Here is a 19,541-nt window from a genome sequence, read left to right as displayed (position 1 = left end):
TGTTGGTGGTGTTTGCGTTCGCTGTATAGTTTTGAAACAACAAGCCTGAGGGTTTGTTAGTTAATTCCATATGTATGGAAGAGACCCCGTGAGGGGTCTCTTTTGTTTTAACCACTGATTTGTCTCCTTGAGAGCTATCGGCTCTGCTGTGTTCTCATGGCGCGCTTTGGTGAATACTCTAAAGGCTAAGAAGACCTTATGAAATATAATCATCGGCGCATCAGGGCGTTGAAAATCTGTGAGAGCGCATATGCTTTCTTGTTATCTTAGGAGCATGGAGACTTTACAATCTGCCCCAGACCCGAAGGATTTGACGCTATCGATAGATGAGAGGCGTGAACTTATCGTCTGGGCGGCAGATTGTATGTATCGGATACTGCCCATTTTTGAGGAACAATATCCTGCTGATCCTCGGCTTCGGCAGGGGCTTGCTGCGGTCGCTGAGTTCAACCGCGGTGCATTATCTGTTGGAACTATGCGTCAGCACGCTTTGCTCTGCCATGCTACGGCCCGGGACTGTGAGACCCCGTCTGCACAAGCCGTAGCTAGAGCCTGCGGACATGCGATTGCCATAGCCCATATGGGTGCCCATGCACGCAATATTGAGCGATATACTCGCAAAGTGCTTTCGGGAAAATCTCTGACCGAAGAGCTCGAATGGCAACGGGCACATATTCCTGCTCGATTCTTCAGCTATGTTTTCACGCGCTAAGCAGCGTATACCCATACGTAGAATTTCGGAAGCCAGAGAAGTCCTTTTTACCGGTCTGTGATAGCGTGCCTGAGGCTTCATGACGGGAATACTAATACCAATCGTTGCACATTCTTCTGAACGAGTTTCTGGAACGTTTACTGTATCAAGTACCGACGAATACCTGTTCTCGCGTTAGAGTGAATGTATGGAGTACCCGCTTTTTTCAGACCGACAGCAGGAACCGTATACGGGAGAGGACACCTCAAAATACCGGACGGTGGCGCTCACCGCCGAGGTTAAGCTGCCTTTAGCGGAACTATGGCTGGCGTGCACCGAGTATATCCATCTGTGGTGGCCGCGGGAGCTTCTGCGGGACGAAGAAAGCTATCTGGAACTTACAGATACAGTTCTTACTGAAGAAGACTCGCAGGGGTATGTAACAACCCTTGCTGAGGTAATCTACTATGAGCCCGAGGACGTGCTGGGCTTTTTGCCTCTGCCCGACACTAAACTGCATCAGCTTCTGCGTGATGACAGCGGATTTAGCCTACTTTTTGACGAAGACGGCGCAGAATCTTCGCTTCTAGAAATCACCTCTGGTTTAGCGAAACCCCGTGAACTTGCGGCTGAGTACGACGAGCTGGGTGTTTATACGATCCAACGTTATGGCGCAGAACTTATTTTGAAGGCGTGCGCACGATTCTTTGGCGCTGAACTTCAAGCAGAGTCTCTCGTATCGGGTATGCTTGACAGCTATGAGCGCTAGGCATGGAGGCACCGCAGACAGTACAGTACAGAGGCCGAACACGACATTATCGTTCGTCGCCCTCTGATGGTTGTGCAGTGGCTGAACCTGCTGGCAATCCCGATCTTGGGGCAGCTGATTCAAACTGCTTTCTTCGTTCTGCTGGTGTTCGGTTTCTTCTCATGGTTTGCTTCTGTGGCGGTTACCGACCAAACCATCGAGCTGTGAGTAGGAACCAAGCCCGAACATCTGAAAATTTTAGACCTTGAAGTCAACTACAACGCGGTCATGCTTAAGGTGACGATGATCGTTGCGGTATTCTCTGGGCTGAGCTTTGTGGCGATGACCAGCAGCGACGATCGGCACACGCTTGACTTCTTAGAACCGATGGTGCTGCGTCTGCGAAAAATCCTGATGATTCGAGATATATACTCTCCATTTTCAGGTACGGGCGCCGAAGAGACACTGGAGAACTATGAACTGTGGTCCGCATCGGCGCAAGAAGATAGTACAGATCCCATTGCCTCTACCGATAAGGAGACGGTGAAGGCGAAGAAGCCACTGAACCCGGGAGTACAGACTCATAGCCAGAGGTGAAGGTAGGCTCATAGCGCCTCGATCACAATGCCGCCAAAACGGGCGTTCTTTGCCTCGCAGGTTATTCCATCAACGTAGCAGGTTGAACTGGAGTAGGTTTCTTGCAGCCCGGTATTGGCGTAATATCCGTAAAATCCGCCAAGCAGCGTTACACCCGAGCTATTGGGAGTCGGCAGCACCTGTATATCGTAGAAAACAACCGGGCGGCCAGACCGGTCAGTCACCCGTGCAGAACATTCGGGACAGAGCGAGCGAGGATAACGTTCTAAAGTCTTCACGGGCTTGGAACAAATGGGGCATGCAATTTCCATGAATGGTGGCTTGACCATGGAGGATATCCTTCGGGTGGTTAGATGACAATGTAGACACGTTGGATGGGGATAGTCCCATTGCTTTTATCTTAGAGGTGTGCATCCAAGGTGAAAATGGTGTACGTCAAATAGAACATGGGCAGGGCGCAAAGGTCTGAAAACCCCCTAAACCTAGCTAAGTTATTTCAACGTACGTAAGATGTTCTTATGACACGTTTTACGACCGACCACCTCAAAACATTCGTCACGGTCATCGAATACGGCACCTTCGATGCTGCTGCCGACGTTCTTGGGGTTAGCCCCTCCGCAATATCACAGCGTGTAAAAACAATGGAACAGCTGGCCGGTAAAGTCCTGCTGCAGCGCACCAACCCGGTGACTCCGACGGCTTCTGGACAGAGCGTGTTACGTATTGCCCGGCAAAGTGAATTTCTGCAGCTTGAGCTGGAACGAGAACTCATGGGCGAGGGCGGATTCCAGACAGTCTCTATAGCCCTGAACGCCGATTCTTTAGCAACGTGGTTTTTGGAGGCCATACGCACGCTCGCTCAGGAGGACGAAGTTTTCTGCGACCTGCGGCGTGAAGGCGAATTTCATTCCTCAGCCCTTCTGCGTACCGGGGAAGTTATGGCTGCCATAACCTCACAGCCCGGGAAAATCCCCGGATGCTCGGTAGATTACCTGGGCGTGGCGCGTTACTGGTGCGTGGCATCGCCAGCGTATGTGGATCGTTACCTTCCGGGGTTCCCAGCGAAGACTACCCGTGAAGACCTGAACCGGGCACCCGTGGTGGAATACGATCGTAAAGACTTTGTGCAGGATGCTGCCCGCGCTCTGATTGAGGAAGACCTAAAACTGCCCAGAGCCGAATTCGAGCAGAGCCCAACGCTCTATATTCCTTCGTCACCGGACTATGCGCAGGCGGTCTACGAGGGCATTGCGTGGGGTCTGCTGCCGGAGGCACAGTGTAGCGAATATTTTGCCGCCCAAACACTTGTGAAACTTGCTCAGAAGCCCGTGGAGTTCCCACTGTACTGGCAGCACTGGAATATCAACTCGCCCGTTCTGGAAAAAGTTAGCCGTCGGGTTGCTGATGCGGCTCATCAGGGGCTCTTGGATTCATGACGGATAGCTGGGGCGAACGGCATCAAAGCGCCCTCTACCTCGCCTCAATGGCTGTGGGTGTAGTACTCTCCCTGATGTGCCCGCCTAAGGTGTCAGAGGTGAGCGATGCTCTGGTGCCTTATGCCCTGGCGGTTCTGCTTTTTGCCAACTTTATGGGAGTTCCTTTCGGTCGGGGCCAGGAACGGGAACGAAACGGGGTACCCGCTGCCGCATCGCGCGGATTTACCCTATGGCTGATAACGCTCAACTTTATTGTGGTACCCCTGCTGGTCATGATTTTGCTTCCCACATTCTTAGGGGACAGTTCCGTGATCGCCCTGGCGGTAGCCCTCGTGGTGCTGGCACCGTGCATTGATTATGTGGTGGTTTTTACCCGTTACGCCGGTGGCGACAGCACATTGCTGCTGCGTAAAACACCGCTTCTACTCGGTCTTCAGATTCTCATAATTCCCATTTGGACTAGTATATATACTTATATTGGAATATTTGCATATAAAGATCTTGGCAGTATCTTTCCACTCCCAGCCAGCGCATACGCAGCCCTGCTGGTGGTTATGATTCCAGCGCTCGCGGCGTACCTTGTACAACGTGCTCACCATACGCCGAAGATTGCGAAATACGCGAAGGCGATTTCAGATATCAGCGAGACATATATGGTGGGGATTATGTGCGTACTCCTAATGCTCATGTGCACTGCCTACGCACGCCGCATCGGCGAAGCACCCCAGCATCTTGTTCACTGGGTGCCGTTCTACTTCATCTTCGCACTCTGCGCGGGGATGCTCGGGTTCTTACTTCCGTATACGGCACGGTACGCGGTGAAAAACCGAAAACCGCTCACACTCAAAGGACGCAAAGCGATTATCTTCTCGGTCGTCACACGCAACGCTCTTGTCATGTTTCCAGTCATACTAGCGCTCTCGGAGCGGCTCAAAGAACAACGCGTGCCACAGGCCGACCTCATGCAGCCCGCAGTACTGACCCAGACAATGGTGGAGCTCATCGTCATGATCATACTCGTGCGGATTCTGCGGCCCCTGCACGAAGAGCTAGTCGCGGAGCCCCAGAACGAGTAAAAGCAAAGAAAACGTGGCGGGCGTATCCCATACAGGACACGGCACCGCCACGCTCATACGCGAGACGATCGTGATCTAACGGAAGAAAAGAGATGCCAACCAGAATAACGCCGCAGCGACGATAAACCCGATCAACGCCCAGCGGCGCAGCCTTGTCTCCACGCGGGCGGCACGAATATCCGCACGTTTTGAAATATCCTCGGTACTCCGCATGGGATCGGAGGTAGAGCTATGCGGGGCATCCTGAGATTCTTGAGGCGAAGGAGACCCATCTGATTCGGACATAGCCCTAACCTAACGCCACCGAGTCATCATGACCATACCCACCATCATGGCACCCACGCCAATAGTCACATTCCACATGCCAATACCGGGCACAGGAAGTCGACCCTCAAAAATGTAATACGCAATAATCCAGAGAATACCCAGCGCAACGAGCGAAAACATCACTACTCGATACCACAGGGGAGTACCCTCTCTCTGTGTTCCGCTCGTTTCCATCTCGCGAGCGACCTCCAACAGACGGAGCTCGCTCGCATCTTCTTCAACGGCCTTAGCCGATTTCTTGTCTTGTGACTTCTTTGACTTAGTATTGGCAGTCTTTTTCGACTTTTTCGCAGTCGACTTAGGGGACATATTTTCCTCCGCCTCAGATGTATGGGTAACCTTATGTAGTACGTTAAAAACTATCTTTGCAGACTCGCGGGATGATTTCACCTTTCACCGGCGTTGTCATTAAAGAAAGTGTAATGACTGGGACGGTAACATCCCGCTATGGAGGACACCCAAAACTATGGCGCATGCATCCGCGAAAGCGCATCAGGCAGTTCAGCCTCATAAATCTATTCTGCGGTGGACCATCCAAATTACGGGTGAGCTTCTGATCACCGTTGGTCTTGTGCTGCTGCTCTTTGTCGTGTGGCAGCTCTGGTGGACCAATATAGACGCAAACCGTTCACAGTCCCAAGCCGTCGATTCCCTGACGCACGAGTTCAGCTCCGCCGCGCCAGTCGAACAGTGGGATCCCCAAAATCCACCGGAGCCTGAAGCCGAACCCGAACACGGAAAAGGATTCGGGGTTGTCTACATTCCCCGGTTTGGTGCAGACTACCAGCGCCCCACCGCGCAGGGTACTAGCGCAGACGTGATCGATACCCTCGGTTTGGGACACTACGACGGAACTGCCATGCCGGGTGGTGTGGGCAATTTCGCGCTCGCAGGGCACCGGCAGACACGCGGTGCAGTGCTCGACTATATCGATAAGCTGCAGGTGGGCGATCACATTTATGTGCGTACCAAAGACGGCTACTACACCTACACCGTGTATGAGCATGTGATTGTGCAGCCTGACAATATTGAGGTGATCGAGCCGGTTCCGAGCAAACCCGGGCAAGAGCCCACGGAGCGCATTATGACGCTCACGACCTGCCACCCGCGTTACGGTGACACAGAACGTTATATTGTGCACGCCCGTTTTGAATCCTGGCAGCCTAACTCTGCCGGCGCGCCTGCGGAAATCGCCCAAGCAGTCCAGAACCCTGCCTAACCCGAGAGGATATAACATGTACGGTTGGATTTTTCGTCATCTTCCCGGACCTCTATGGGTTCGCATCATCATTGCTATTCTGCTTATCGCCGTGATCGTATACGCCCTCATGGAATTTGTGTTTCCGAATTTTGCCGAGTACGGTCCGTTCAACTTTGACGTTACCATCAACCATTAGCGGCGCTTGCCAAAGGAGAAGCCATGACCCGCATCCTGGTTATCGATAATTACGATAGTTTCGTGTTCACCCTCGTCGGATATCTGCAGCAGCTCGGAGCCGAAACAACCGTAATCCGCAATGACGAGTACGACCTTGATACCGTTCTCACAATGGCTGCCGAGTACGACGGCCTGCTGATCTCTCCGGGGCCGGGTGCGCCTGCAGAAGCCGGGGTCATTATCGATACCATTCGCTGGGCTGCGCAGACCCATAAACCCCTGCTTGGCGTGTGTCTGGGGCATCAAGCTATCGCGGAGGCGTTTGGCGGTACCGTCACGCACGCCCCCGAGCTGATGCACGGCAAGACTTCAACCCTGGTCCACGAGAACGACTCGGTGTTCAAAGGCGTACCGAGCCCCTTCACAGCGACTCGTTACCATTCGCTGGCGGTCGTCCCAGAGACTATGCCTGAGGTCCTAGAAACTACTTCGACGACTGAGAGCGGCATTATTATGGGGCTGCGGCACCGGGATGCGCCCATGCACGGTGTGCAATTCCACCCGGAATCCGTGCTCACCGAGAGCGGTTATCTGATGCTGGGTAATTGGCTGGAAGAAACGGGGCTTGAGGGGGCCGCTGAGCGTGCTAAATCGTTGTCCCCACTAATTGCCTAGTGGCTAGCGGTAAAGGCGCCTGACAGACCCAAGTAGGTCTGTCAGGCGCCTTCTCTATGTGTGTGGTACAGCCGAAGAAACATATGTGGGGCGTGCTTTAGATTCAAAATCTAAAGCACGCCCCACAACATATGACCAGGATTTACCTGAGCAAACCAGCCTTACCTTTCTTCTTTCTCCTCATTTTCCTTGCCGTTTTGTACGGCCTTGGATGAAGGAGCAGCGGCACTTGGCGTTGCAGAAGGTACAGGAGCGTTGCCCTGCTGACCCTGCTGGCCTTGCTGCTGTTGATTCTGCTGCTGATTACCTTGCTGGCCCTGTTGGCCTTGCTGCTGTTGATTCTGCTGCTGATTGCCCTGCTGGCGCTGGGTGTTGTTGTTATTATTCGTCGACGGGGTAGTCGCACGCGGTGAGGCAGATGCGGTCGCCGCCGGGGCAGCTGCCACACGAATAGTAACCGTGCTGTTCTGGGCCACCAGAGTACCCGCAGCGGAGCTCTGAGAAATCACCGTATTCGGTGCCGCAGAGCTTGTCTGAACGGTCTCAATATTGGTGTTGAGCAGAACATCGGACGCGGTCAGAGCCTCAATAGCCTGATCCTTCGTCAGACCCACGAGCGAAGGAACCTTGACCTTACCGGAGGACAGCACCAGGTTCACGTTGCTGCCAGCCTCGATCGTGGTCTTACCGTCGGCATCAGTTTCAGCCTTCTCAGGCTCCAGAGAAACCACCATACCGGCGGGAACGGATGCGCTCTCAACGGTGCTGACGCGACCATCCTTAAGGCCGAGCTCCTTCAGAGCGTTGCGCACATAGGCTTCGCTCTGACCCTGCAGGTTATCGGGCAGGGTTACACGCTCGGGACCATTCGAGTAAGTTAGCGATACGGTAGAACCCTTAGCCGCCTTCGTACCCTCGCCGGGGCTGACACTAATAACATCGCCCTTCTTCACGTTCTCGGAGTATGCCCCGCGGCTCTCCACGGCAAAGCCAGCATTGCGCAGCTGGTTCTCGGCATCGTCCTTCGACTGGTTCATCACGGTAGGAATAGCGACCTGCGGAACTTCATTGAGCTTGCCCTGGTAGTACAGGAACGAGCCGATACCCAGCAGAAGCGATGCTGCAATAGCAAGACCAACGAGGAAACGAACCCAGGTTCGCTTACGGGGTTGCTCGGCGGGAAGGAACTCTTCCTCTTCAACAAATTCTTCTCCGCCGTACTCATCGTCATCAAAGAAACCGTTGAGGTTCGCATCTTCAACAGGAGTCGAAACCTGCGGCATGGTCGTGGTGTAGGCATCGAAATCAACCTCACCCGTACCGGTTCCTGCCGCACCCGCCGCGGGAGCCTCAAGAGGCGCAAAAGCGGTAGTCATGGAGTCATCGGGAACCTGTTGCGGCATACCGCCGCCAACCTGCAGACCCGCTCCCTGACGGATCGCCTGCGAAAACTCATCGGCGGTCTGGTAACGATCATCCGGGTTCTTGGCAAGACCTCGAAGAATAACTTCATCAAGCTCAGGGGGTACGCTCAGCGGGCTAAAGGTACTCGGTGCGGCGGGAGTCTCGGTAAGATGCTTTGCCGCCAAATCGACGTTAGTTTCCGCATCGAAGGGGGAACGTCCAGCAACCATTTCATACAGCACGCATGCTGCCGAATAAAGGTCGCTTCTCGCGTCGACTTCTTTACCACTGACCTGCTCGGGAGACATGTAACGTGCGCTACCCATCACCACGTTGGCCTTTGTCAGAGCCTCGCCAGCCTCTTCAATAGCTCGGGCGATGCCGAAGTCCATCACCTTAATCTGACCCGGCTGCCCCTTTGCGGCGTCTTCCTCGGTTCGGGGAAGCACCATAATATTCGCGGGCTTAATATCGCGGTGGATAATACCCATCGAATGACTGTATTTTAGAGCGCTCAAAAGCTGCTCTGCGTACCCCACCGCATCACGCACAGGAATGTACCCGCCCGACGAAAGGACACTGCGCAGCGTCCTGCCATCAACGTATTCCATAACGATGTACGGGATCTTAGCCTCGTCATCGTCGACGGCATCATCAACACCGTATCCGCTGTTGGGATCTGACGGGGAATAAGCGCCCGTGTCGTACACCGCAACGATACCGGGGTTGTTCAGGGATGCGACAGCCTCCGCCTCACGTTTAAACCGTGAACGGAAGGTTTTGTCTTGGGCCTGCTCCGGGCGCAGGATCTTCATCGCGACCTTACGACCGAGACGAGTATCCTCCGCCGCGTATACGGTAGCCATCGCACCGGTACCGATAACATCGAGTACCTTATAACGGCCATCTACCGTTTCAGGAACCAACAGGTCCATACGTTCTCCTGGGGTAAAAATAGTTTTTGATGTGAGTGGACTCAGACACTAACGCCCAGTACGAGGACTAGAAGAAGTCGACGCGCCTGAAGGCGTAGCTGCGGATGGCGACGAGTCAGAATCCGTCCTCGTACCTGAAGACTCATTAGCTACATACATCTCTACCTTACTAGGAACTGACACTTTAGTGCCAGAAGAAGGGCTGGTGCGCAGCACCGTACCGGGCTGTGCGGTGTCCGAATGCTCGAAGTGAAGGTTCACGTCAACACCAAGCGAGGTAATCGTCCGAGAAGCCTCTTCGTAGTTCTTCCCATCAACATTAGGTAGGGTCGCGCCCCTGGAACCGCTTGAATAACGCACGGTAATGGTGGTTCCCTCGTCTACCGAACCAGCCGGTGAAATCGACAGAACGGTGTTGGCTGGCTCTTCAGACTCAACACTTTCAGTCCTGGGCGAAAGACCCAGGTTCTTCAGGTCATTGACGACATCCTGAAGGGGGCGACCCTCGTAGCTGCGTGCCTGCAGGTTAATTTTCTGCTTCTGAGTACTGCTTGCAGCCGAGGACTCCTCGCTCGGGGTGGCTACCGTGACAGTCCCTGCCGCAGAGCTGGGTGCTGCCGAGCTGGTGGTATTCGTATCAGGGGTTGCACGGCTGTTGGCCGCCCAGACAGCCCAGAGGATACCGAGAATAAGCACAAGTGCCGCCACAATAGCGACGATCCATACCCAGTTGCGTTTCTTCGGACCCTGTTGTGCCGTACGTGCGGCCGCAGCCTTTGACCCGGGCTCAGGAATCGGAGCGGTCGAAGGACCGGGCGTGAAGTGCGACCCAGATCCGAACTTCGGAGCGGCGGATGCCGAAATAGGCTCGGCGATCAGGGAGGTCTGGGCGGTATCCAGATTCTCCGGCAAGAACGCCTCCAGCGTGGGCACGGCCTTAATCGCCGCAGGAATATCGCGACGGCGAATAGCATCAATAGCAGACGCCAGCGCGGTAGCATCCTTAGGACGCTCCGCAGGATCCTTAGCAAGCAGGCACATAATCAAGGCGCGGGCGGGCGCCGGGATGCTCTCCGGCAGCGGCGGTGGCGGATCGTTCACCTGAGCTAGAGCAATCGCGATCTGTGATTCACCCGTGAACGGGCGGTGACCGACCAGGCACTCGTACCCGATAATACCCAGCGAGTACATATCGGAGGACGGGGTTGCAGGTTGACCGGTTGCCTGTTCGGGCGCCAAGTACTGGGCTGTACCCATCACCTGACCAGTAGCGGTCAGCGGAACCTGATTCGCAAGCCTAGCAATACCGAAGTCGGTAACCTTCACCCGGTCATCCGGGGTGATCATTAGGTTACCGGGCTTCACATCGCGGTGCACGAGGCCCTGAGCATGTGCAGCAGCCAACGCGCGAGCCGTCTGCGCAATAAAGTTCAGGATACGATCCGGCGGCAGCGTGCCGTCGCGCTCGATGATGCTCGACAGCGGCTCACCCGGAACCAGCTCCATCACCAGGTATGCAGAGTTATCCTCTTCACCGTAATCGAACATATTGGCAACACCGGGGTGGTTCAGGAGCGCAGTATGGCGCGCCTCCGCACGGAAACGCTCCAAGAACCCGGGGTCACCCGTATACTCCTCTTTCAGGATTTTAACGGCGACGGTGCGTCCGAGAACCTTGTCGCGAGCTTTCCAGACCTCACCCATACCGCCGATAGCGATACGTTCGGTTAGGGTGTAGCGCCCGCCCAAGGTGATATCAGCCGAAGGCCTCACTTGTTCAACACCGCCTCAAAAAGTTGTTTACCTGCATTTGTCGAAAGCTGGGAACCGGTTGTTGCATCCATATCCTCATAGACCACCGCAATGGCGATCTGAGGATCATCGGCGGGTGCAAACCCGGTAAACCAAGAGTTATTCAAACCACCCGTAGTTTCTGCGGTACCGGTCTTACCAGCAACCTTATACCCGGGCACGCCTGCGTTACGGGCAATACCGTTATCCACAGAGTTCACCATCCATTGTTTCACCTGATCGGCGACTTTAGTAGAAGTTGAGGTGCGCAACTTCTCGGGTGAGAACTCGTAGAGCACGCTCAAGTTACTGGTTTTGACAGAACGAATCATGTTGGGCTTCATCTGCACACCGCCGTTAGCGATCGCAGCAGAAGTCATCGCCACCTGCAGCGGGGTGGTGCGTACATCGTACTGACCCACGGATGCCTGCGCCAGCTGGCTCTGCGACATACCCTTCGGGAAGCTCGACTTAGCCACCGCCAGCGGAATCTTCAAATCCTGACCATAACCAAAGTTTTCGGCAGTCCTAGAGATCCTATCTTCACCCAAATCCATTGCGATCTGCGCAAAAGGAGTGTTGCAGGACTGCGCCATAGCCCATTCAATCGTAGCCTTGGTGCGTCCTCCACACTGACCACCCGCATAGTTCGGAAGCGACACATTGGTTCCCGGAAGGGGAAGCTGTGCGGGGTTATCGATCGTGGAGTTCGCATCATATTTGCCGGACTCCAGAGCCGCGACGGCATCAATAATTTTGAAGGTTGAGCCGGGTGAATAGGTGTTACCCGCAATAGCACGGTTGTAAAGCGGGTTATTCGGATTCGAGTTCAGTTCCTCATAGTTGCTGACTACCGTGGACCCATCGTGGGATGCGAGCGTATTCGGGTCATATGAGGGAGACGAGGCCATCGCCAAGATTTCGCCAGTCTTGGGGTTAATCGCCACAATAGAACCCTTACGGCCCTGAAGCAGGTTGTTAGCAAGCTCCTGAAGCTTAGAATCCACGGTGAGCTCGACGCTCGCACCGCGTGCCGAAGAACCCGAGAAGAGCTGAGCAACACGATCGTAGAACTGGCTGTCGGAAGTACCCGAAAGCTCCTTGTCCATAGCAGACTCGACACCGGTAGAACCGTACACTGACGAGAAATAACCAGTCAGCGCCGCATACTTTTCCGGCTCAGAGTACACGCGTTGATAGTTATACTCATCATCCGATTTCACCGACGAGGCGATTTCGGTTCCATCGACCACGATAGAGCCACGGTTGGCACCGTAGTTATCGTACAGAGAACGCGAGTTCCACGGGTTATCTTTGAGAGATTCGGTGTCGAAGAATTGGATATAGCTCAACGTACCCATGAGCAGGATAAAAACGCAACCTGCGGCCATCCACATGCGGCGAATTGCCCTATCCATTGCGGTCACCTCCTGCTTGTTGAGTTGAAATACGGGCGAGAACGCTGGTTGCGCCCTCAGATTCATAGCTGTAGTCTTCGTGGTCGATACTTTCGGGAACGTCGAACCCGACCACGACGTGAGGCGCTCGCGCGGTATGCGAAATCGAAAGCCACAACGCCACGATAATCCAGTTAGCCACCAGGGATGAACCACCGGCAGACATAAACGGTGTGGTCAAACCTGTCAGCGGAATTAACCGGGTTACACCGCCAACCACCACGAAGAGCTGAAGCACCATAACCGTGGAAAGGCCTGCCGCTAAGAGCTTGCCGAAACCGTCACGAGTGCCCAATGCTGCGCGGTAGCCACGCGAGATGAGGATGAGGAACATCATCAAAATAGCGCCTAGGCCGATCAGACCGAGTTCCTCACCGAGAGAAGTAATAATCATGTCCGAGTTAGCGAACGGCACCAAAGAGGTAAGGCCCTGACCCCATCCACGGCCAAAGAGACCGCCGTAGGACAGACCGAAAATACCCTGAAGGATCTGACCGGAACCACCGCTGGAGGACATATAGACCTCGGGATCAAAGGCGTGCATCCAGCCATAGATACGGGCGTGCACGTGAGAAATGGAGTTATAGGCGAAGTATCCGCCAACCACCACGCCGACACCGCCGACTACAAGCCAGGAAATCTTGCCGGTCGAGAGGTACAGCATCGCCATGAACAGCCCAAAGAACAGGATTGCAGAACCCAGATCCTTCTGGAAAACCAACACACCGATGCTGACCATCCAGGCCAAGAAAATTGGGGTCAAATCGCGCAGACGCGGCAGATTGATGGGCCCCAGACGCTTACCCGCGGTGAGAATCAAATCGCGGTGTGTGGACAGGTAGCCCGCAAAGAAGATTGCCAGGGTAATCTTTGCAATTTCGCCGGGCTGGAAGGTACGCCCGCCGAGCCTGATCCAAATCCGTGCGCCGTTGATTTCGGTACCAAGGCCGGGGATAAGCGGCATGATAAGCAGGATGAAGGAGAGCACCAGCGAAATATAGGTGATCTTACGCAGCACTCGGTGATCCCGCAGGAAGTACAGCACAACGGAGCAGAGGATCATTGAGAAGCCCGTCCAGAACAGCTGCGACTCGCCCACTGGGGCCTTCTGCATGGCGGGATCCTTGTCGATGCGGAAAATCATCGCCAGCCCGATTCCGTTGAGCGCCACAACGAGCGGCAGAATAAACGGATCGGCGTAACGCGCCCGGAATTGAAGCACCAGATGCGCGATGAGCGCGCACACGCCCAGCACCACGGTACCTTGAATCCACGGGTTTTTCCCCATGTCCCACGCCGTTTCGGGGTCAATCAGGTACATGGAAAATGAGCCGATGCCGACCGCAACCACGAGCAGAACAAGCTCAATCAGGCGACGCGAACGGGGTATGTGTGCATCACGTAATAGCCTAGCCACGATTACCACCTTCCGTTGCTGAAGTTTTTTGACTTGTCTGCGCGCCGGACGAAGCCGCGCCGGAAGGCTGTGTATTCCGGTCATCCTGCAGATTCACCTGAGCCTGCATGCGGTTTACGATAACCCGTGCATCGTCAAGATTATCCGCGTGAATCGTATTCTTCAAAAGCGTGCGGGTATGTTCGGGCAGCTGTGAAGTTTCCACTTCGCTTTCCTCGACCACATGGGAGAGATGGATTGGCCCCAACGACTGCGGAACGCCGTTATAGACGGCGACCTTACCGTTATTTTCGCCAACGTAGTAGCGGCCCTCAACCCATTTCAGCCCGCTCCAACCAGCAATGAGCGCCAGTACAAGGATTACTGCTGCACTCACCAGCAGAATCGGGCGCCGACGGCGTCGAATTGGGTCCGCCAGAAGCTCTTCAAGCTCGTCCGGCAGCTTTGCGGGTTCCTCGGTGCTCATCGGCACACGCTGCGCCAATGAGGCCCGATGCTCCAGAGTGCGGCTCGTCACCGCCGGAATACGCCCGGTTTCTGTTGCCACGGCGGCGCTGCCCACCAGCTGATGCGGGCGAGAACCAAGCTCGTGGCGCAAAATGGCGGCATTCGTGCGGGCAAAGTACACCGCATCCTGATCGCTTGCGTCGCCGTCGTGGGGGAAGGAATCTGTGAGGTCACGGGCGCGGCGGAACTTTTTGAGCGCGCGATCGTGATCGGACAGACCCTCTTCGGCGTTTACTTCCTCGGTGATTTCCTCAAGCTCAGAGGTCGTCGGTGAGGTATCGATCTTGCCGGTCTCTGGCAGGGCAGAAGGACCTACAGGTTCGTCGGCGGGAAGTTCTTCGCGGTCAATAACCTGTACAACCACGACCGTCACGTTATCGGGTGCGCCGCCGTCGAGAGTCATCTGGATAAGAACGTCCGCGATCTCACCCAGATCATCGGTGGAACGCATGACGGCTTCGATCTCTTCATCAGAGACCACCGCCTCTAAACCATCGGAAGCAAGCACCCAGCGCTCACCGGGAATGGCTTCTAAAGTCTGCAGCTCAAGCTCGGGGGAGGCATCGACATCGCCAAGCACGCGCATAATCACGTTGCGGTGCGGGTGATTCTCCGCCTCTTCGGGAGTGATGCGGCCCTCGTTGAGAAGACGCTGTACGAAGGTGTGATCGGTCGAAATCTGCTCGAAACCGCCGTCTTCATCGGCGCGTAAACGGTAGGCTCGCGAGTCGCCAATATGGGCCATCTCGATCTTTTCGCCGTCCACCAACAGAGCGGTACAGGTGGTACCCATACCCGCAAGGCGCTGATCACTGGTTGCCAGATCATTGATAATGGCGTTGGCACTTTGGATTTCATCGGCGAGGTATATACCGCCGGTACCGTCAAAGTCAGGGTGGTCCAAAGGGGTCAGGTTCAAAACGGCGGTAGCGGAAGCGACGTCACCACCGACGTGCCCGCCCATGCCGTCAGCAACAACAGCAAGATAACGCCCACCGTACCCGGAGTCGTCATTCTTGCTGCGTTTCACGCCCGTATCGGAACGGGCTTCAAAGCGAAAGGCTATCTTCAACGATTACCCCCTCAGCTGCATAGTCGTTCCGCCCACACGGAAATCGACACCCGGCTCAATAGCGGTAGCGCGGGTCAGCTTTTGGTTGTTTACGAATGTGCCGTTGGTTGAGCCCAAATCCTCCAAGAACCAGCGAGAACCCTGTGGGAACAGACGGGCATGGCGACCGGAGGCGTAATCGTCCTGCAACGAAACCTCAATATCATTGGCGCGACCGATAGTAACCGGGGAGTCACCCAACTGCATCATAGCTCCCGCCTGCACTCCCTTGGTGATCACCAAGCGGGAAGGACGTGCAGGAGGAGCTGCAATATGCTGCGGTTGTGGCTGCGAGTCTGCGGCAGATTCTACGGGTACGGAGCGGAAGTTCTTGCCCAGCCCCAAATCGCGGCGGGCGGCTGCCACCACGAAAAACACAAAGAACCAGAGCAACCCCAAAAACGCAAAGCGCAGTATGGTTACAGTTAGCTCGGATGCCATTAACGTATACCTCCAGAGGCAATTGAGCGGAAGAGAACTCGGGCTCCGCCCAACTGTAACACCGCTCCATCTTGGAGAACGGTAGGGGTTTTCAGCGGAAAACCATTCAGCCGGGTTCCATTGGTTGAGCCCAAGTCGGTGGCAACATAGTTGCCTCCCTGGCGGGAAATCTGTAGGTGGCGGCGCGAAATACCCTTGTCAGCCAGACGCACGGATGCATCGGAACCGCGACCGATGACGAGAGGTGCCCCAGAAAGCTCATACCGCTGCCCGTTAATATCCACAAAAGCATGATGCGCCGCGGCACGTTGCTGCTGCGGAGGATTCTGCGGGGAACGCGGTTTCGGCGCGGACGCGGCGGGTGCCTGCTGTTGCTGCTGCTGAGGCTGTTCCGTGCGGCGCGGCGGAGTAGCCCGCGGTTTTGTAATTCTGGTCGGCAGACCGGTATCACGAGCCGGGGCAACGGGGGCGTAGTCGGAGGCGCCGTGGGCGGCACCGGCGGGAGGAACATAGTTCGTCGCACCCGAGGGAGGGGCCTGGAACGCCTCAAAACTGGGCACAACCTCGAACTCGTCGGCTTCGAGATCGGCAATAGGACTGAAGGTAATACGTACAGCCCCAATCAGTGAATACCCCTGCGCACGCGCATGCGAAATAGCAAGATTGCACAACTCAACCGCGAATGGGTTGCCCCACTCCCTCACGCGCGAAAAATCGGCGCTCGAAAAGCGAACGTTGAAGATATTTGGTGCCATCGTATGACCGCCCTGGTCCACATATGAGGCATCATCCATCGACGTGCGAATACGGTTAGCTACATCAGCCTTTGCGAAGGTGCCAAAGCCTTTAGAAAAGCCGACGGTACGACCGATGCCTTGCTCCAGTCGTTCCAACTTATCAAATAACTTCATTGCCTCCTCCTTTATGGCTCGGGCCGGATGTCACCCCTGGCATCCCGTGGTTGGGAACCCGAAGGGTTCAGTCTAGCTTTTGTAGCTGTGCATTTGCTGTGTTAGGTGTGAGTGCACACACCCAACTCTATTCTAGGGGATAGTGTGACCACCATGCCGATAATATACTTTTTACTCGTAAAATATAGACTCGAAAACCCCAAATGTTGCCGACACAACAAAAAATCCCCGGCTCATCAGAACCGGGGATTGCTGGTGCGCGAGGGGGGAGTTGAACCCCCACGCCCTCACGGGCACACGGACCTGAACCGTGCGCGTCTGCCTATTCCGCCACTCGCGCAAGTGTCATACGACTCAAAGAGCCGCAGGCAACATATAGAACTATACAGGCTCCGTAACAGACCGTCCACTTCGGTATTCGTGAACTTACTCACCGAAGGTTGAAATTGTCATAGGATATGTTATTTTCCTTCCTCGTGAGGGTTCGAGGCGGTATCGGTCTGATCTGCGGCGGCCGCATCCTTTTTCTCACGATGCACGCGCAAAAACCACGCCAGCGCACCAAAATAGGGGAGCACCAGAATGAACAGAAGCCACTTGAGCTTCTGAATCTCGTTGAAGTAGGGGCTGCGATGCACCGTAAAAATGCAGTACAGCACCGAAGCAATCCAGATAAAAATAAGGGCAAGCACCGTGTACTGGTAGATTGCCTGCGCCGTCGGATTCTGAAAAAGCACAAGAGGAAACACCGAAAAACCTAAAGTCAGCACGTCTTTAGTATGCCAGAGGATACGCCAAGCGCCCGAGAACATAAAATTTATGTCCTCGGGCGCTGTGCGGGGAGAGTTATCTAGGTGAAACGTTATACATTCGCAGCCTTTGTGGCTCGTTTAGCCGCAGCCGCCGCATCACGCTCAGCCCAGAACTCGCGGGTGGTCACCTCATCGGTGCCGTCCCAAGCCGCAAGATTCTTAATCTCAGGCATATCGGATGCCTTGAAAATAGGCTCCACACCGGATTTGCGCTGCCGCTCGTAATTCTTGAGCACCGCAACGACCTTCGGCGAAAGCCACACCACCGCAATCAGGTTCACAATCACCATGCCCGCGTTGAGCATATCAGCCGTGGTCCACACCAGCTCCAGCGATGCGATTGCCCCGAAGAATACGAAGCCCAGCACCACCAGACGGAACACCGTCAACGCCCCGGGCTTCTCGGTCACGAAGCGAATATTCGATTCGCCGTAATAGTAGTTGCCGATGACCGAGGAGAAGGCGAAGAGGAAAATCGCGATGGTTAGGAAGTGGGTGGCCCAGGTGCCGAGCTGGTGGGCAAGCGCATCCTGAGTCAGTCCAGCACCGCGGGTCTTATTGCCATAGGTTGGGTTTGACAAAAGCACGATAAACGCGGTGACCGAGCAGACCAGCATCGTATCGAAATACACGCCCAAAGCCTGTACGTAGCCCTGCTTTGCGGGGTGCGAAATAGTTGCGGTTGCACCCGCGTTCGGGGCGGTACCCATACCGGCCTCGTTCGAGAGCAGACCGCGCTTCATGCCCCAAATAACGGCGCCCATCGTGCCGCCCACTACGAACTCGCGCAGACCGAAAGCACCCTGGAAAATCATGAGCAGAACGTTCGGGATTTCGCCCACATTGAGCACAACCACGAACAGTCCCAGCAGCATGTACAGAACCGCCATGAACGGCACCATAAACTCGGTGACCGTAGAAATGGTGCGGATACCGCCGAAGATAATCGCAGCCGTCAGTGCGGCAACGAAAAGGCCTACCACGATGCGGAAACCCATATTCTCGGTACCGGAAATACCGATATTCAGGGAGTTCGCACCAGCTTCCACGATCGCATTGGTTTGTACCGCGCAGAACACAAAACTATAGGTGAGCACGATAAAGCCCACGAAAATCAGGCCCAGCCAGCGTGCATTCAGGCCACGCTGCATATAGTAGGCAGGACCGCCAATATAGGAATCCTTGCCGCGTTCTTTATACAGCTGACCCAGCAGGGATTCGGCAAAAGCGGATGCGCCGCCCACGGCAGCAATGATCCACATCCAAAACACCGCGCCGGGACCACCCATTGCAATAGCGATCGCTACGCCAGCAATATTGCCGGTGCCCACGCGGGATGCCGCCGAAACGGTGAACGCGCGGAACGAGGAAATGCTCTTGCTCCCATCGGCCTCGTGTCCGGACGGGTCGGTGAGCACGCGCAGCATCTCGGGCAGGGAACGCCACTGTACGGCGCGGGTGCGGATCGTCAAGAACAGGCCCACGACAATCAAGGCAACGAACAGAAAGTTTTCCCATATCCAGCTTTGAATGCTGTCAACCACGCTGGTGGCGCCAGCGGTGGAGGCGTTAATGTCCTGAATAAAATTTACAAGTGAGTCCACAGGTTTTCTCTTTCGTCACGGCATAGAAGCGTAATAGGGATAGCAACTATGCGGGCATGAAGGCGCGAAGGTGCAAACCGGGTAGACCGCACGCCAGGGAAAGAAATTCCCTTTAGAAATTACAGGTACTTATTGTTCCGTTGATGAAGGGTTTACGGCAATCTCATTGGGGGTCTTGTCCACATTTGTAACGAATAATTAATATAGCCGGAATACGGGTGAT

21 protein-coding genes and 1 tRNA gene are annotated in these 19,541 nt (G+C 55.1%); 9 read left to right on the top strand and 13 right to left on the bottom strand.

Annotation, left to right across the window (positions count from 1 at the left end; genetic code table 11):
* Positions 1-274: 274 nt before the first annotated feature.
* From HMPREF2958_RS04225 to HMPREF2958_RS11055, 4 genes are all read left to right on the top strand, one after another.
* The gene (locus tag HMPREF2958_RS04225; protein WP_070554989.1) at positions 275-712 is read left to right on the top strand and encodes a putative immunity protein; all 438 of its coding nucleotides are present in this window, start codon (positions 275-277) and stop codon (positions 710-712) included.
* Between the two features lie 187 nt (positions 713-899).
* Complete coding sequence (locus HMPREF2958_RS04220) at positions 900-1,460, top strand: hypothetical protein (protein WP_070696895.1); 561 nt, start codon at positions 900-902, stop codon at positions 1,458-1,460.
* 72 nt (positions 1,461-1,532) lie between these two features.
* Positions 1,533-1,667, top strand: a complete 135-nt coding sequence (locus tag HMPREF2958_RS11210) for a hypothetical protein (protein ID WP_256370916.1) — start codon at positions 1,533-1,535, stop codon at positions 1,665-1,667.
* 75 nt (positions 1,668-1,742) lie between these two features.
* The gene (locus tag HMPREF2958_RS11055) at positions 1,743-2,036 is read left to right on the top strand and encodes a hypothetical protein (protein WP_070696893.1); all 294 of its coding nucleotides are present in this window, start codon (positions 1,743-1,745) and stop codon (positions 2,034-2,036) included.
* An 8-nt stretch (positions 2,037-2,044) separates the two neighbouring features.
* Here HMPREF2958_RS11055 and HMPREF2958_RS04210 read toward each other — a convergent pair whose 3' ends face one another.
* A complete protein-coding gene (locus HMPREF2958_RS04210) occupies positions 2,045-2,365 on the bottom strand; it encodes a hypothetical protein (protein WP_070696891.1) in 321 nt (106 codons plus the stop codon).
* Positions 2,366-2,554: 189 nt separating this feature from the next.
* Between HMPREF2958_RS04210 and HMPREF2958_RS04205 the strand changes: the two genes are divergently transcribed.
* Positions 2,555-3,472 (top strand): LysR family transcriptional regulator ArgP, encoded by a 918-nt coding sequence (locus HMPREF2958_RS04205; RefSeq protein WP_070696888.1) that lies wholly within the window; start codon positions 2,555-2,557, stop codon positions 3,470-3,472.
* Positions 3,469-4,548, top strand: a complete 1,080-nt coding sequence (locus tag HMPREF2958_RS04200; RefSeq protein WP_070696886.1) for a hypothetical protein — start codon at positions 3,469-3,471, stop codon at positions 4,546-4,548. The genes HMPREF2958_RS04205 and HMPREF2958_RS04200 overlap by 4 nt, the downstream gene beginning before the upstream one ends.
* 75 nt (positions 4,549-4,623) lie before the next feature.
* Here the strand turns inward: HMPREF2958_RS04200 and HMPREF2958_RS04195 are convergent, their stop codons facing one another.
* Positions 4,624-4,833, bottom strand: a complete 210-nt coding sequence (locus HMPREF2958_RS04195; RefSeq protein WP_070696885.1) for a long-chain fatty acid--CoA ligase — start codon at positions 4,831-4,833, stop codon at positions 4,624-4,626.
* Positions 4,834-4,842: 9 nt separating this feature from the next.
* Complete coding sequence (locus HMPREF2958_RS04190; protein WP_013398184.1) at positions 4,843-5,184, bottom strand: cell division protein CrgA; 342 nt, start codon at positions 5,182-5,184, stop codon at positions 4,843-4,845.
* Positions 5,185-5,341: 157 nt separating this feature from the next.
* On the opposite strand from HMPREF2958_RS04190, the gene HMPREF2958_RS04185 reads away from it, so the two are divergent.
* Genes HMPREF2958_RS04185 through HMPREF2958_RS04180 form a run of 3 tightly spaced genes read left to right on the top strand, consistent with a single transcriptional unit; the run spans position 5,342 to position 6,928 of the window.
* On the top strand, positions 5,342-6,094 hold the full coding sequence (locus tag HMPREF2958_RS04185) for a class E sortase (protein ID WP_070696883.1): 753 nt from the start codon (positions 5,342-5,344) through the stop codon (positions 6,092-6,094).
* 16 nt (positions 6,095-6,110) lie between these two features.
* Entirely contained in the window at positions 6,111-6,272 is a 162-nt protein-coding gene (locus tag HMPREF2958_RS10990; RefSeq protein WP_004006314.1) for a hypothetical protein, read from the top strand.
* Between the two features lie 23 nt (positions 6,273-6,295).
* On the top strand, positions 6,296-6,928 hold the full coding sequence (locus HMPREF2958_RS04180) for an aminodeoxychorismate/anthranilate synthase component II (protein WP_048751101.1): 633 nt from the start codon (positions 6,296-6,298) through the stop codon (positions 6,926-6,928).
* Positions 6,929-7,089: 161 nt separating this feature from the next.
* Here the strand turns inward: HMPREF2958_RS04180 and pknB are convergent, their stop codons facing one another.
* The 10 genes from pknB to HMPREF2958_RS04130 form a co-directional block, all read right to left on the bottom strand.
* Entirely contained in the window at positions 7,090-9,267 is a 2,178-nt protein-coding gene (pknB, locus tag HMPREF2958_RS04175; protein WP_070696881.1) for a Stk1 family PASTA domain-containing Ser/Thr kinase, read from the bottom strand.
* Between the two features lie 48 nt (positions 9,268-9,315).
* Entirely contained in the window at positions 9,316-11,040 is a 1,725-nt protein-coding gene (locus tag HMPREF2958_RS04170) for a protein kinase domain-containing protein (RefSeq protein ID WP_070696879.1), read from the bottom strand.
* Entirely contained in the window at positions 11,037-12,476 is a 1,440-nt protein-coding gene (locus HMPREF2958_RS04165; RefSeq protein WP_004006318.1) for a peptidoglycan D,D-transpeptidase FtsI family protein, read from the bottom strand. Before HMPREF2958_RS04165 ends, HMPREF2958_RS04170 begins: the two co-directional genes overlap by 4 nt.
* On the bottom strand, positions 12,469-13,941 hold the full coding sequence (locus HMPREF2958_RS04160; RefSeq protein ID WP_179291544.1) for an FtsW/RodA/SpoVE family cell cycle protein: 1,473 nt from the start codon (positions 13,939-13,941) through the stop codon (positions 12,469-12,471). The genes HMPREF2958_RS04165 and HMPREF2958_RS04160 overlap by 8 nt, the downstream gene beginning before the upstream one ends.
* Entirely contained in the window at positions 13,925-15,511 is a 1,587-nt protein-coding gene (locus HMPREF2958_RS04155) for a PP2C family protein-serine/threonine phosphatase (protein ID WP_070696877.1), read from the bottom strand. The genes HMPREF2958_RS04160 and HMPREF2958_RS04155 overlap by 17 nt, the downstream gene beginning before the upstream one ends.
* A 3-nt stretch (positions 15,512-15,514) precedes the next feature.
* A complete protein-coding gene (locus HMPREF2958_RS04150) occupies positions 15,515-15,991 on the bottom strand; it encodes an FHA domain-containing protein FhaB/FipA (protein ID WP_004006321.1) in 477 nt (158 codons plus the stop codon).
* The gene (locus HMPREF2958_RS04145; protein ID WP_048751104.1) at positions 15,991-16,902 is read right to left on the bottom strand and encodes an FhaA domain-containing protein; all 912 of its coding nucleotides are present in this window, start codon (positions 16,900-16,902) and stop codon (positions 15,991-15,993) included. The genes HMPREF2958_RS04150 and HMPREF2958_RS04145 overlap by 1 nt, the downstream gene beginning before the upstream one ends.
* A 253-nt stretch (positions 16,903-17,155) precedes the next feature.
* Positions 17,156-17,242 (bottom strand) — tRNA-Leu (locus tag HMPREF2958_RS04140).
* Positions 17,243-17,363: 121 nt separating this feature from the next.
* Positions 17,364-17,714 carry a PLD nuclease N-terminal domain-containing protein gene (locus tag HMPREF2958_RS04135; RefSeq protein WP_070696875.1) on the bottom strand — a complete coding sequence of 117 codons (351 nt, stop codon included), beginning with the start codon at positions 17,712-17,714 and terminating at the stop codon, positions 17,364-17,366.
* A gap of 50 nt (positions 17,715-17,764) precedes the next feature.
* The gene (locus tag HMPREF2958_RS04130; RefSeq protein ID WP_070696872.1) at positions 17,765-19,318 is read right to left on the bottom strand and encodes an alanine/glycine:cation symporter family protein; all 1,554 of its coding nucleotides are present in this window, start codon (positions 19,316-19,318) and stop codon (positions 17,765-17,767) included.
* Between the last annotated feature and the right edge of the window lie 223 nt (positions 19,319-19,541).

The sequence above is a fragment of the Rothia sp. HMSC036D11 genome (genome assembly GCF_001814205.1).
GTDB lineage: Bacteria > Actinomycetota > Actinomycetes > Actinomycetales > Micrococcaceae > Rothia > Rothia dentocariosa.
The sequence above is the reverse complement of the archived record's forward strand: the minus strand, read 5'-3'. Positions and strand labels throughout refer to the sequence as shown.

Coding starts and splice junctions, on each gene's coding strand:
- HMPREF2958_RS04225 (WP_070554989.1), top strand. CDS start 275: ATGGAGACTTTACAATCTGCCCCAGACCCGAAGGATTTGACGCTATCG.
- HMPREF2958_RS04220 (WP_070696895.1), top strand. CDS start 900: ATGGAGTACCCGCTTTTTTCAGACCGACAGCAGGAACCGTATACGGGA.
- HMPREF2958_RS11055 (WP_070696893.1), top strand. CDS start 1,743: ATGATCGTTGCGGTATTCTCTGGGCTGAGCTTTGTGGCGATGACCAGC.
- HMPREF2958_RS04210 (WP_070696891.1), bottom strand. CDS start 2,365: ATGGTCAAGCCACCATTCATGGAAATTGCATGCCCCATTTGTTCCAAG.
- HMPREF2958_RS04205 (WP_070696888.1), top strand. CDS start 2,555: ATGACACGTTTTACGACCGACCACCTCAAAACATTCGTCACGGTCATC.
- HMPREF2958_RS04200 (WP_070696886.1), top strand. CDS start 3,469: ATGACGGATAGCTGGGGCGAACGGCATCAAAGCGCCCTCTACCTCGCC.
- HMPREF2958_RS04195 (WP_070696885.1), bottom strand. CDS start 4,833: ATGTCCGAATCAGATGGGTCTCCTTCGCCTCAAGAATCTCAGGATGCC.
- HMPREF2958_RS04190 (WP_013398184.1), bottom strand. CDS start 5,184: ATGTCCCCTAAGTCGACTGCGAAAAAGTCGAAAAAGACTGCCAATACT.
- HMPREF2958_RS04185 (WP_070696883.1), top strand. CDS start 5,342: ATGGCGCATGCATCCGCGAAAGCGCATCAGGCAGTTCAGCCTCATAAA.
- HMPREF2958_RS10990 (WP_004006314.1), top strand. CDS start 6,111: ATGTACGGTTGGATTTTTCGTCATCTTCCCGGACCTCTATGGGTTCGC.
- HMPREF2958_RS04180 (WP_048751101.1), top strand. CDS start 6,296: ATGACCCGCATCCTGGTTATCGATAATTACGATAGTTTCGTGTTCACC.
- pknB (WP_070696881.1), bottom strand. CDS start 9,267: ATGGACCTGTTGGTTCCTGAAACGGTAGATGGCCGTTATAAGGTACTC.
- HMPREF2958_RS04165 (WP_004006318.1), bottom strand. CDS start 12,476: ATGGATAGGGCAATTCGCCGCATGTGGATGGCCGCAGGTTGCGTTTTT.
- HMPREF2958_RS04150 (WP_004006321.1), bottom strand. CDS start 15,991: ATGGCATCCGAGCTAACTGTAACCATACTGCGCTTTGCGTTTTTGGGG.
- HMPREF2958_RS04145 (WP_048751104.1), bottom strand. CDS start 16,902: ATGAAGTTATTTGATAAGTTGGAACGACTGGAGCAAGGCATCGGTCGT.
- HMPREF2958_RS04135 (WP_070696875.1), bottom strand. CDS start 17,714: ATGTTCTCGGGCGCTTGGCGTATCCTCTGGCATACTAAAGACGTGCTG.